Consider the following 12,808-nt stretch of genomic DNA (forward strand, 5'->3'; position numbering starts at 1 on the left):
TAGTGCCTCCCGAAGCCTACTGGCTTTTGCGTACTTTTGCGCCCCACTGCCGCCTGCCCGGGGCAACCAGCCCCGGGCAGGCGGCTCCTATTAGTCCTGCTTAGCTTCCTTCGCGCATCAAACGCTTCTTCGGCAATATCGGCTTCGTCGTGCTGCTCAACCTGCTGGTAAAGCCCGGCTGGGTGGTGCTCGAAAACGTGGTGCAGGACCGCATCGGCCACGAGTTGTTCGGTACCTTCACCGCGGTGCTCACGTTGGCCACCATCGTAGCCGCCGTATCGGATCTGGGTACCACTCAGCTGAGTACTAAGCGGCTGGCGGCCTCGGCCAGCTACTTCACCGATTTCTTCCCCACGCTGCTGCCGCTGCGCGCCGGGCTGGGCATCAGTTTTTTGGGCCTCACGGTGGGCCTGGGCTGGGTGTTGGGCTACCGCGACCATTGGCTGCTACTGCTGGCCGTTACGGCCGCCGGGCTTTTGTTTACGCAGTATACCCAGTTTTTGCGCGGCGTGCTGCAGGCCCACCAGCGCTTCAATACCGATGCCATCCTGTCGGTGCTGGAGCGGGTGCTGCTGCTGGGCCTGGTGCTGGGGCTGCTGCCGCTGGGCCTCACGCTGGAGCGGTACGTAGCCGTGCGGCTAGTGGCGGGGTTGTTTACGCTGCTGCTGCTCGTAGGCCTCATCCGCCGGCTCTACGGGCCGGTAGGCCTGCGTCCGCGCTGGCGCCAGGCCCGGCAGCTGCTGGTCGAGAGCCTGCCCCTGGCCTTTATTACGCTGGTGTACGGTCTGAACGAGCGGATTGACATGCTCATGCTGGAGCGGCTGGTATCGGCCCGCGAGGCCAGCTACTACGCCGCCGCTTACCGCTGGGTTGATGCCGTGATGATGTACCTGTGGACGGTGCTGCCGCTGTTTTTCGCTCGTTTCGCCCGCGCCACCGGCCAGCGCGCCGAGCAGCAGGAGCTGCTCTGGTTCGGGCAGCGGGTGGTGACGGTGCCGCTGCTGCTGGTGGTGGCCTTTGGGCTGTTTCGGGGCGAGTTGCTGTTCTTTCAGTTTCAGCACAGCACCCCGGCCGAAATAGCGCGCATGACGCAGTGCCTGCAGCTTCTCTTTCTCAACGTGCTGGTACACGCCTTTTTTGCCATCTACAGCACTCTGCTTACCAGCACCGACCACGAAAAGCCAGTTTCCTGGCTTGTAACGGGCAGCATTGCCCTTAATGTGGGCCTCAACTTTCTGCTGATGCCGCGCTACGGGGCGCTGGCCGGCGCGGCCAACACCACGCTGTGCGCCGTGTTTGTGTCGGTGGGGTATGTGTGGCTGGTGCCGCGGCGCACGGGGGTGGCCCTGCCGCTGCAAATGCTGGGGCAGCTGGCGCTGGCCTTCGCGGGACTGTGCGCCGGCTGGTACGCGCTGCGTACCTATGCCGGGCTGCCCTGGTGGCTGGAAACTGCCCTGGCCGCCGCGCTGCTGCTGGGCCTGGTTTTCGCGCTGGGCGTGGTGCGAGTCGATGAGCTGCGGGCGGTGCTACAGCGAAAAGGGGAGGAACCGGAAAAATAGGCGTTATCGACCACCAGAAGGGCTAACTGCTGTTCAATCGGCCCGTACCTCACTCACTACTCACTACTCACTACTCACTACTCACTACTCACTACTCACTACTCACCGCCGTGCACATTGCCGTCAACGTCCGCTTTCTGCTGCCCGGCGACAAGCTGGAGGGCATCGGGCGTTTTACGCTCGAAACCCTGCGCGAGCTGGTGCGGCAGCAGCCGGAGCACACGTTTCACTTTCTGTTTGATAGGCCCTTTGACGAGCGGTACCTATTGGGCCCTAACGTAGTACCGCACGTGCTGGGGCCACCGGCGCGCCACCCCTTGCTGTGGCTGGCCTGGTTCGAGGGCGCCGTGGCCCGCTGGCTGGCCCGCCACCGCCCGGCCGTGTTCCTCAGCCCCGACGGTTTCACCACGCTGCGCACCCAGGTGCCGCGCGTTACGGTGCTGCACGACCTGGCCTTCGAGCATTTTCCGCAGGATGTGGATTGGCTGGTGCGCACCTACTACCGCACCTTCACGCCCCGTTTCGCCCGGGCTTCGGCGCGGCTGGTAACCGTCTCGGAAGCCACGAAGCAGGATGTGGTGGCCCGCTACGGCATTGCGCCCGACCGCATCCGGGTGGTGTACAACGCCGTGGATGCGCGGTTCCGGCCCCAGCCCGAGCAGGTTCAGCGGGCCACGCGGGAGCGGTACGCGGCCGGCCATCCGTACTACCTGTTTGTGGGGGCGCTACAGCCGCGCAAGAATTTGCAGCACCTGCTGCGGGCCTTCGATGCGTTTAAAACGGCCACCGGCTCGCCGGCCCAACTGCTGGTGGTAGGCCGCACAGCCTGGCAGGCCGGCCCCATTTTCGAGGTGTACCGGGGGCTGCAGCACCGCACCGCCGTGCACCTGACGGGTCGCGTAACCGACGAGGAACTGGTGCAACTCTACGCCGCCGCCCGCGCCACCTGCTACGTGCCCTACTTCGAGGGCTTCGGCATCCCCGTCATCGAGGCCCAGGCCTGCGGCTCACCCGTCATCACCTCCGATTGCAGCTCCCTGCCCGAAGTAGCCGGCCCCGGCGGCGCCTGCCTCGTCGACCCGTTTTCGGTCGATTCCATCACCGCCGGCCTGGTGCGGGTAGAGGAGTCGGCCGAATACCGGCAGGAGCTGATAACGGCCGGTTTCCGCAACGGCCAGCGTTTTTCCTGGGCCGAAAGCGCCCGGCGGCTATGGCAGGAGATGGAAGAGGCGGCGGCAACGTACCTTCCCTGATTATCCTGCCGCTCGTTCCGTTCGTGCTCAGCTCAAGCATAACCCCGAAGCCTGCTTGTTGACTACGCTACTTTTCATCCCTGATACATTCACCTTAGCCAAGCTGTTAGTCAGCTGCTTCCCTTGACTTTTCCCGTTTCCGCTTCAACACTGGATGCTGCTACGTTGGGCCGTTTGGTAGGCGAACGATATGGTATGAGCCAAAGCAGTGCCTGCCAACTGCTCAAAACTGGTATCAACCACACGTATTTGCTGGCCGGTACCGGCCAGCAAGCAGCGTTGCGCGTGTACAGCTACAACTGGCGCACCCGCGCCCAGATTGAAGCAGAATTAGCGCTGCTGCTGAAGCTGCACGCGTTAGGGTTGCAGGTGTCATTCCCGCTGGCCGATAGCGAGGGAGAATATATCCAGGAGCTATCTGCCCCAGAAGGTACCCGTTACGCAGTGCTCTTTTCCTTTGCCGAAGGCGACAAAGTGCGCTGGTTAACCCCCGCTGCCTGCACTACAATTGGCACGCTGATGGGCCGGATGCACCAGTCGACCGTCGGACAAATGCTGGACCGGCCAACCTACACCCCCGAGCTGCTACTCACCCAGTCCTATGCTTCGGCACTGACGTTTTTCGCCGCTGAGCTGCCGGAGATGCAGTATCTGCGCGACATCAGTAGGCAGTTAGCCCACACCTTTTCCCGGGCTGGTATTGCCGCCGCGCCTATCGGCACGGTACACCTCGATATCTGGTATGATAACATGGCCATTACCAGCCAAGGGGAGGTAACATTGTTCGATTTTGACTTCTGCGGCAACGGGCCGGCCATATTGGATGTGGCCTACTTCTGCAAACAGCTTTTCCACATTGAAACCGACAAGCAGCAGTACGAAGAAAAAGTACGCCATTTCCTAAACGGCTATGCCAGTGCGCGTAACTTATCGGTGGCAGAGCGGCAACTGCTGCCGGCAGCCGGCGCGGCGGTATGGCTCTTCTATCTGGGCGTGCAGGTGCAGCGTTTCGACTGGTCGAACATCTTTCTGAGTGTGAACTATCTGAAGATGTACGTGAGCAAGATGCAAGCCTGGCTAACCTATCACGAACATCCTGGTTCACTGCAGGAACCTCAGGCTACCTGAGTGCTGACGAAATCGGGTGCCGAATTTGCGCTGCTACTACGTTAGCAGCCTGGAAAACGCTACTCACAACTACCCGCTAAGAAAATGCCTGAGAGCCCCTTGTTCTTGGCTTTCAGCAAGCTTGCTACCTCAATACTCACCATTCATCACTCGCCTTTTGCACTTACACCGAATGCCGGGGCTGGTGCGGCGGCTGTTTCCGGAGTGTATCTGGGAAATGCCCGCCCTCGACCCGCCCACGCTTTACCTGACGTTTGACGACGGCCCCATCCCCGACGAGACGCCCTTCGTGCTGGAGCAGCTGGCGCGCTACGATGCGCGGGCCACGTTTTTCTGCGTGGGCGAAAACCTGGCGCGCCACCCCGACATCGCCCGGCAGGTGCTGGCCGCCGGCCACCGCCTGGGCAACCACACCCACCGCCACCTCAGCGGCTGGCGCCACCCCCGCCCCGAGTACCTGGCCGATGTGGCCCGCTGCCAGCAGGTGCTCGACGCTCTGCAACCCGCTGGTGCCGCCCCGCAGGCCCGGCCGCTGCTGCGCCCGCCCTACGGCCGCATCACCCGGCCGCTGGCCCAGGCCCTGCATCCCAGCTACCAGCTCATCATGTGGGACCTGCTCACCTGCGACTACGACCCCGATTACGCCCCCGAAGCCTGCCTGCGCACCAGCATCCGCCTCACCCGCCCCGGCAGCATAGTAGTATTCCACGACAGCCGCAAAGCCGCCCGCAACCTGCGCTACGTGCTGCCCCGCTACCTCGACTTCTGCGCCAACGCCGGGTACCGCTTTGCGGCGCTGTGAGAGATTAGACGTGAGATATGAGATGTGAGAAAGAACGTCATTCAGAGCGTAGCGAAGAATCTCGCTCGTATTCGTTGAGCAGCGGATACAACGTCAGCACGCGAGATTCTTCGCTGCGCTCTGAATGACGTTCCTTCTCACGTCTCATATCTCACATCTCGTATCTCACATCTCGCATCTCACTTCTAAAAAATGCTTTTCCTCTTCTACTTTCTCGGCTGGTTTGCGCTGCTGGCGGCCTCTGCCTGGGTGCTGGGTCGGCGGCTGGTAGCGGCGCCGGTGCTGGGGGAGGCGCGGCCGCGGGTGAGCATCCTGCTGGCGGCCCGGAATGAAGAGGAGGCCATTGCGCGCTGCCTGACGGCCATCCGGGCACTCGATTACCCGCCGGAGCTGGTGGAGGTGCTGCTGGGCAACGACGCCTCAACCGACGCCACCGCCGCCGTAGCCGAAGCCGCTATGCGGGGCTATGCGGGCACGTTTCGGGTGCTCGATATCCGGGAAAACCGGGGCTTGGCGCGGGGCAAGGCCAACGTGCTGGCGCATTTGGCGCGGGCCGCTACGTCTGACTTTTTCTTCATTACCGACGCCGATATTGCCGTGCCGCCCACCTGGCTGCGCGGGCTGCTGGCCTGGGCCAAGCCGAACATCGGCATCGTCACGGGCCTGACGCTGGTAACGGGCCCGCGGCTGTTTCATAGGTTGCAGGGCCTCGACTGGCTGCTGTCGTTGGGGCTGGTGCAGGTGGTAACCGATCTGGGCCGGCCCGTCACGGCCATGGGCAACAATATGCTCATCACCCGCGAAGCCTACGAGGCCACCGGGGGCTACGAGGCGCTGCCGTTTTCGGTAACCGAGGACTTTGAGCTGTTCAAGGCGGTGCGGGCGCAGGGCTTCGACTACCGCAACCTGTTCCGGCCCGAGGTGCTGGCCGAGTCGCTGCCCATGTACAGCTGGCGGGGGCTGCTGCACCAGCGGCGGCGCTGGATGCGGGGCGTCGAGCAGCTGCCGGGCTGGCTGCAGGCGTGTCTGGCGCTGTACGGCTCGTTTTACCTGGTGCTGGCCGCCCTGGCAGTGGTGGCCGGGCCGGGCCTGGCGCTGGCCGTGTGGGCGGCCAAAGCGGCTATGCAGGGCGGACTGGCCATCGTCTGCTTCCGCCGCGTGGGCCGCCGCCCGCCGCTGGAGCTGCTGCCCCTGTTCGAGCTTTACACGCTGGCCCTGACGGTTGGCTTGGTGCTGTTCCGGCTGCTGCCGCTGCGCTTCGAGTGGAAGGGGAGGAGCTACCGGTAGGATTGCTTTTGGGTGATGGGGTGGATTGGTAAGCCCGCCTGTCATCCTGAGCGAAGCGAAGGACCTATCCAGAAGGCATTATCAAGTGGTAGCTTCCGTAAAGGTCCTTCGCTCCGCTCAGGATGACAGTACCTTTGCCTTTATTCTTCACCCCCTCACCTCAGCCATGACCTTCTCCGATTCGCACGCCCACGTGTACTCGCCCCAGCTCAAACCCGACCAGGACGAGCTGCTACAACGGGCTTACGAGGGCGGCGTGCAAACCATCTTCATGCCCAACATCGACCACGAAAGCATCGATGCCATGCTGGAAGTGGAAGCCAGGCACCCCACTCAGTGCTTCGCCATGATGGGCCTGCACCCCTGCCACGTAACGCGCAACCTGGAACGCGAGCTGTACGAAGTGGAAGAATGGCTCGGCCGCCGGCCGTTCGCGGCGGTGGGCGAGTGCGGCATCGATTTATACTGGGATAAAACCCTGCTGGCCGAACAGCAGGAGGCGCTGCGGGTGCAGGTGGCGCTGGCCAAAAAGCACCAGCTGCCCCTCGTGCTGCACACCCGCGAGGCCTTCCGTGAAACCGCCGACATCATTACCCAGGCCCAGGACGGCACGCTGCGGGGGGTGTTTCACTGCTTCTCGGGTACGCCGGCCGAGGCCGAGGAAGTCGTCAAGCTCGGCTTCAAGCTGGGCATCGGGGGCGTGGCCACGTTCAAGAACGGCGGACTGGACAAGGTGCTGCCCGGCATCGGCCTGGAGCACCTGCTGCTCGAAACCGACTGTCCCTACCTGGCCCCCGTACCCTACCGCGGCAAGCGCAACGAGCCCGCCTACGTGCCCCTGATAGCCCGCCGCGTAGCCGAGCTGCTGGGCGTGTCGGTAGAGGAGGTAGCTGAAGCTACCACCCGCAACACGCTGGCGCTGTTTGGGGCGGCGGGGGATGGGGGAGGGAAGTGAGCAGGGAAGGGGCGATGAGAAGAACGGGTCATGCTGAGCCGTAGGCGAAGCATCTCGCGTGCCACAGTAATTCCTGGTAACAGAAGCACCATTACACGCGGGATGCTTCGGCTCCGCTGAGCTGTGCTCAGCATGACCCGTTCTTCCCCCTTCCTCAACGCATTCGCCCTCACTCAGAAATCCTCTCCCGAAACCAACTGCCTACCTTCGCAACTCCACCCCAAACCCGTTCCTGCCCGTGGCTGCTACTCCCGAAAGCCCTCAGTCTACCATCCTCGTGATTTACACCGGCGGCACGGCAGGCATGGCGTACAACAAGCGCGGCGAGCTGGTGCCGATGAACTTCGAGCAAATCCGGCGCAAGATGCCCGAGCTGCGGCAGCTGAATATGGCGGTGGAAGTGGTGAACCTGGGCGAGCCCATTGATTCGAGCAACGTCACGCCCGCCGACTGGCTGCGCATGGCCGTCCTTATTGCCGAGAAGTACGACCAGTACGACGGCTTCGTGGTGCTGCACGGCACCGATACCATGGCTTACTCGGCGGCGGCGCTCAGCTTTCTGCTCGAAAACCTGGGCAAAACGGTGGTGTTCACCGGGGCCCAGGTACCCGTGGGCGGTATCCGGACCGATGCGCGGCGCAACCTGGTAACGGCCCTGGAAATGGCCGCCGCCCGCCACCCCGTGGCTGGCACCGTGCGCGTGCCTGAGGTGGGCCTGTTCTTCAACGACCTGCTGATTCGGGGCAACCGGGCCAAAAAGGTGGAGAGCCAGCAGTACGACGCCTTCCGCAGCGAAAACTATCCGCCCCTGGCCCAGGCCGGCATCGAGCTGGTGTTCCACGACCGGCAAATCCGGCCGCTGCCCGCCGGCCCGCTGCGCGCCCACCAGCGGCTTGATGAGCGGGTGGCCCTGATCCGGCTGTTTCCGGGCCTGAGCGAGCGGGTGCTGCGGGCCCAACTGGAGCTCGACGATTTGCGCGGCTGCGTGCTCGAAACCTACGGCTCGGGCAACGCGCCCACCGCGCCCTGGTTCCTGCGGTGCCTGCGCGAAGCCTCCGAGCGGGGCGTGCTGCTGCTCAACGTCAGCCAGTGCGAGGAGGGCCGGGTGCTCCAGGGCCGCTACGAAACCAGCGCCTACCTCTCGGAGCTGGGCATTGTGGGCGGCGACGATATTACGGTGGAGGCCGCCATTACCAAGCTTATGTTCGTGCTGGGGCTGGAGTCCGAGCCGGCCCCGGCCCGCCGCCTGCTGGCCCAGAACCTGCGGGGCGAAATAACGCCGCTGTAACGGCGCATGTGTGCGTCCCGTCGTTGAACGGCAGCGGGGGGGAAGCAGCAGCAGCAGCAGCGGTGCAGCGGCACGTATTCGCATCTCGTCGTTGAACGGCGGTAGGCAACAGCCAACATCAGCAACCACGAGACGCGAATACGCGCCGCTACATCGTTCTGGCGACTCTATCTGGCCAGCTAAAGCGGCCGGGGCTTGTGTTTCCGGAAAATCGGGTGTTATTTTGCGCCACCGAACCACATCACCCAGAGAGGTGTCCGAGTGGTTGAAGGAGCACGCCTGGAAAGTGTGTATGGGTGCAAGCTCATCGTGGGTTCGAATCCCATCCTCTCTGCATAAAACCCCGTTTCTGCCTTAGAAACGGGGTTTTTGTTTTTAGAAAGCGTGGGCTAGGGCACCTTGCTCCACCACCAAGCGGTCGGCATAGGGCTAGCCCAGCCCATTAACCGCCCGCACCACATACAGACAGGAGCCAGTCCTTGTGCTGAAAACCACGCATTGGGGGCCAGGACGGCGGTGCGTCCGAGCCGGCCTAAGCCATCGAGCAGGCGTACGGTGCCGTTGGCTGCCAAACCCAGCAACTGGGTCCACTTTAGCTGACCGTTGGCCACGTAGCTGAGCGCCTTCACATCGAGCTGGCCATAGCCAGCCGCCTTAGGCCGCGGTGGCTACTGGTTGCGGCGGGGGCAGCAGCTCGGCCGGATGCGCCAGCGTGAGCGGCAGGCTCACCACGAACTCGGTGTATTCGCCTTCCTGGCTTTCCACGCTAAGGGTGCCGCGGTGGCCCTTGGTCACGATATCATAGCTCAGCGAGAGGCCCAGGCCGGTGCCTTCGCCGGTGGGCTTGGTGGTGAAGAAGGGCTCGAACACGTGCTTGCGCACGGCCGCGCTCATGCCCGTGCCGTTGTCGCGCACGGTTATGCGCACGGCGGTGGCCGTTTGCTGGGTGCGCAGGCATACTTCGGGCTGGAAAGCGGGCCCCCGCTGCTGCTGCTTTTCGTGGAGGGCATAAAATACGTTGGCCAGCAGGTTAAGCAGCACCCGGCACACATCCTGGGGCACCACCCGCAGCCGGGGCAGGTGCGGCGACAGATGCAGGGTAAACTGCGCGCTGAAGCCCGGATGCTCGGTCAGCCAGCTCTGGTAGGCCCGGTGCAGGCATTCCTCGACCAGGTTGTTGAGGTCGGTCTCCTGAGCCTGGCCGCTGCTGGCGCGCGAGTGCTCCAGCATGCTTCGTACAATGCGGGCGGCGCGGTGGCCGTGCTGATTGATGCGCACCTGATCTTCGCGCAGCTCGGCCAACAACTCCGCACTCAGGGCCCGCCCGGCGGCCGAGAGCGGCTCCTTTTCCAGCTCGGCGGCCAGCTCGTCGAGCAGCTCCATACTCAGGTCGGAAAAGTTGTTGATGAAGTTGAGCGGGTTCTGCATCTCGTGGGCCACGCCCGCCGTCAGCTCGCCCAGCGAGGCCAGCTTTTCGTGCTGTACCAGCTGGGCCTGGGTGGCCTGCAGCTCGGTCAGGGTCTGGTCGAGGTGGTCGCGCTGGGCGGCAATCTGCTGGTTTTTTTCCTTCAGGCGGCGGTTGCTGGCTTGTTTGAGGTAGATGTTGCGCAGCAGCAGCGCGGCCAGCAGCAGCACGCCCCCCAGGCCCACCAGCAGAGCGTGCAGGCCCTGCCGCTGGCGCTCGGCTTTCTGGGTTTGCAGCTGGCGGGTTCGGGTGAGCAGCACAATCTGGTTGCGCCGCTTGTCGAGCTCGTAGCCGTAGCGCAGGGCGCTGGTGCGGCGCTGCGTATCCTCCCCCGACAGCGTATCGTCGTAGGCCATCTGCAACGTCCGGAAGTGGTAGGCCCGCCCGAATTTGCGCTGGCTGGCATAGGTTTCGGCCAGCAGCCGAGCCGCCCCACGGCTAATGCCGTTGCTGTTGCTCTGCTGGCTGAGCGCCAGGGCCGAATGGGCCAGCGCCAGTGTGCTGTCGGGCTTTTGCTCCAGCTGGTAGGCGCGGGCCAGGGCCAGCTGCAGCGCCGACAGGTTGTAGCCATCGTGGTGGGTGCGCACCAGCTCGCGGGCCCGCTGGCCGTGGGCCAGCGCTTCCACCGAGTTGCCCAGCCGGCTGTACACTTCGGCCAAGCTGATTTCAGAGCCGGCCTCGCCCTGCTGGTCGCCCTGCTGCTGGTTTAGGCGCAGGCCCTGCTGGTAGCAGCGCAGCGCCCGGGGCCAGTCATTCAGCATCTGGTACGAGTCGCCGAGCGTGCTCAGGGCAGTCAGCACCATCTGGTGGTCGCCGAGCTGGCGGCCAATGCGCAGCGTCGCTTTAAGGGCCGGCAGGGCTTCGTCGTAGTTGCCGGTCTGGAAGTACGTGGTGCCGATTACCAGCTTGAGGCGGTTCTGGGTCTGCAGGTCGTGGGCGCGCTCGGCCAGGGGCAGGCCCCGCAGTGCGGCCGCCAGCGCCTCAATCGGGCTGGTCTGCACCATGGCCAGCGTGCTTAGCTCAAGCCAGGCCCGGCTCTCGCCCTGGTTGTGCCGGAGCCGGGCAAAAAGCGCCTGTCCCTGCCGGGCGTAGCGGTGGGCAACCGTAAACTGGTTCTGGCGCCGGTACAGGTTGCTAAGCGCCAGCAGGGCCTCGCCCTGGCCCACCGAGTCGGCTAGGGCGCGCGCCAGCTGCAGGGCCTCGTGGCTTACCTGGATGGCCTGCGGGGCATCGGTGGTTTTCAGGAACTGGGCCAGCGCCTGTAGCCGCTGCAGCCGCAGCGTATCGGGCCGGCGCTGGGTGCGTAGCAGTTGCCGCAGGCTGTCGGGGCCCGCCAGCTGGCTGAACGCGGGCAGTGCTGTTGCGAGCAGGCTCAGCAGCAGCACAAGCAGGAGGCTTCTCATAAGTGTGGGCTCGGGGATTCAGAACGGCGGGCCTGGCAATTTGCGGGCCCCGAAGCCCCTGGAAAACGAATTCTGCCGGCTACCCATTATCACCCGGGGCATAGGTGGCGGGGCTGCCCGCCGGTCGGCCTACCAGTTGGGGTTATGAATAACCCCCACGGTTGTGTCTTCCGCGGTTAACTGGGCGCCCACCATAAAACGGACCATACCCAGAGTGAGTACTCGTCGCAGAGGTAGCCTCATCACAGGATACACATCCAGCATAATGGCCGGTATGACTTCTTTGGCTCCCAGGTTCTGCGCTAACTTTATGGCGCCAGCTACGGCTTGGTCAGTGGGTAGGGCAATGAACGGGACTTTGCCCGCCGATTGTTTGGCAAGCATAGAGCTGTCATCGGTTTGCGTAACCCAAATCTCGTATTCCTTCGACTTAAATATCGCCGTGGGCGGTCCGGCTGGATTAGGAGTTAATCCTGTTAATTTAGTATAGTATTCAACGCCCTGCTTCCAAGTGGCCGATGAGAAGAATATTTCCTGAATTTCGCCGCTACTACCACCCAGGGCAGGAGTCGGGGAGAAGGCGGGGTCGTTCATAACCAGGGGACTATGGTGGAAGAGAAAATATTTGAGTTAGGGAATATAATACATTTTATCTAATAGTTAAAATAATTATCTGTATAATTATATAGTATAGAAATGCTTATGCTTGCCGCCTAACCACCACTGGCTTGAGGTACATGAGTTGAAAGGATAGGTGCCCGGAGTGGCTCAAAATAATTTTGATGAAGCCAGCCGGAGTTGGCAGCCCTACCCCGGCGGCTGGCTTACAGCAGCCTGCCGATTCGGCACAGGTCACGGAGGTAGAAACCGGAGCAGTTGACATACAACGCCCCCGCCCGGCTCTGCAACGAGCCAGACGGGGGCGTCCGAACAACCGTAAGTCGGCTTACTTTTTGGCCGGGGCCGTCAGGCTGGTCGGCATCAGCACGGTGTCGATGGACTGAATAATGCCGTTTTCAGCCACGATGTCGGTGTTGATGACGGTGGCCGTGCTGCCTTTGGAATCCTTGATCATAAGGGTGCCGCCCTGGCGCATAACGGTGAGGGTTTCGCCCTGCACAGTTGTCAGCTGCTCGCCGTCTTTGAGGTTGGCGGCCAGGTAGGAGCCGGGCACTACGTGGTAGGCCAGCAGCAGGGCCAGCTGGCTTTTGTTGGCGGGCTTTAGCAACTCATCGAGTTTGCCGGCGGGCAGCTTATCGAAGGCGGCGTTGGTGGGCGCAAATACCGTGTACTTGGTAGCGCCGCGGGCCTGCTCATCGAGCCCGGCCGCCGACACTGCCTTCATCAGGGTGGTGTGGTTGGCAGAGAGCTTCGACATCTGGAGCAGGTTGCCGTTGGCTTTCTGGGTGAGTGGCGCGCCGGTGGGGGTGCCGGTCTGGGCCGAAGCGGCTGTGCTCAGGCCCAGCGTGAGCAGGCCGGCGAGCAGAACGGAGAAAAAAGGCTGGTTGCGCATATGAATGTCGTTTGGTAAAAGATTAACGGGTAATAAGTTACGCAGATAGTGTGGCCGGGGTTGTGGGCAACGGTAGCCAGCCAAAACCAGCCCCGGGCGGCGTTAGCGGCCCCCTGGCCGGAAAATCAGCCGCAGCGGCCCGGCGCCCGTGCCGT

10 protein-coding genes and 1 tRNA gene are annotated in these 12,808 nt (G+C 63.3%); 8 read left to right on the top strand and 3 right to left on the bottom strand.

All coding sequences use genetic code 11. The features are described from left to right. Positions 1–149 precede the first annotated feature (149 nt). From BMY67_RS05355 to BMY67_RS05390, 8 genes are all read left to right on the top strand, one after another. Entirely contained in the window at positions 150–1,559 is a 1,410-nt protein-coding gene (locus tag BMY67_RS05355) for an oligosaccharide flippase family protein (RefSeq protein WP_092769128.1), read from the top strand. A gap of 110 nt (positions 1,560–1,669) precedes the next feature. Continuing rightward, on the top strand, positions 1,670–2,812 hold the full coding sequence (locus BMY67_RS05360; protein ID WP_092769130.1) for a glycosyltransferase family 4 protein: 1,143 nt from the start codon (positions 1,670–1,672) through the stop codon (positions 2,810–2,812). Positions 2,813–2,935: 123 nt separating this feature from the next. Next, positions 2,936–3,940, top strand: coding sequence for a phosphotransferase (locus tag BMY67_RS05365; protein ID WP_245744896.1), 1,005 nt, complete (start codon positions 2,936–2,938; stop codon positions 3,938–3,940). 157 nt (positions 3,941–4,097) lie between these two features. Next, positions 4,098–4,742, top strand: coding sequence for a polysaccharide deacetylase family protein (locus tag BMY67_RS05370; RefSeq protein ID WP_317040323.1), 645 nt, complete (start codon positions 4,098–4,100; stop codon positions 4,740–4,742). A gap of 192 nt (positions 4,743–4,934) precedes the next feature. Next, positions 4,935–6,029 carry a glycosyltransferase gene (locus tag BMY67_RS05375; protein ID WP_092769134.1) on the top strand — a complete coding sequence of 365 codons (1,095 nt, stop codon included), beginning with the start codon at positions 4,935–4,937 and terminating at the stop codon, positions 6,027–6,029. A gap of 166 nt (positions 6,030–6,195) precedes the next feature. Beyond that, positions 6,196–6,984, top strand: a complete 789-nt coding sequence (locus BMY67_RS05380; protein WP_092769136.1) for a TatD family hydrolase — start codon at positions 6,196–6,198, stop codon at positions 6,982–6,984. A gap of 238 nt (positions 6,985–7,222) precedes the next feature. Further along, positions 7,223–8,272 (top strand): asparaginase, encoded by a 1,050-nt coding sequence (locus tag BMY67_RS05385; protein WP_245744897.1) that lies wholly within the window; start codon positions 7,223–7,225, stop codon positions 8,270–8,272. Between the two features lie 247 nt (positions 8,273–8,519). Next, positions 8,520–8,606: transfer RNA gene (locus BMY67_RS05390), tRNA-Ser, on the top strand. 320 nt (positions 8,607–8,926) lie between these two features. Here BMY67_RS05390 and BMY67_RS05395 read toward each other — a convergent pair. The 3 genes from BMY67_RS05395 to BMY67_RS05405 form a co-directional block, all read right to left on the bottom strand. Further along, positions 8,927–11,140, bottom strand: coding sequence for a tetratricopeptide repeat-containing sensor histidine kinase (locus tag BMY67_RS05395; protein WP_092769140.1), 2,214 nt, complete (start codon positions 11,138–11,140; stop codon positions 8,927–8,929). Positions 11,141–11,269: 129 nt separating this feature from the next. After that, positions 11,270–11,734, bottom strand: a complete 465-nt coding sequence (locus tag BMY67_RS05400) for a hypothetical protein (RefSeq protein WP_092769142.1) — start codon at positions 11,732–11,734, stop codon at positions 11,270–11,272. Positions 11,735–12,086: 352 nt separating this feature from the next. Continuing rightward, positions 12,087–12,653, bottom strand: coding sequence for a fasciclin domain-containing protein (locus tag BMY67_RS05405; RefSeq protein ID WP_092769144.1), 567 nt, complete (start codon positions 12,651–12,653; stop codon positions 12,087–12,089). Positions 12,654–12,808 lie beyond the last annotated feature (155 nt).

The organism is Hymenobacter actinosclerus (assembly GCF_900111515.1).
GTDB lineage: Bacteria > Bacteroidota > Bacteroidia > Cytophagales > Hymenobacteraceae > Hymenobacter > Hymenobacter actinosclerus.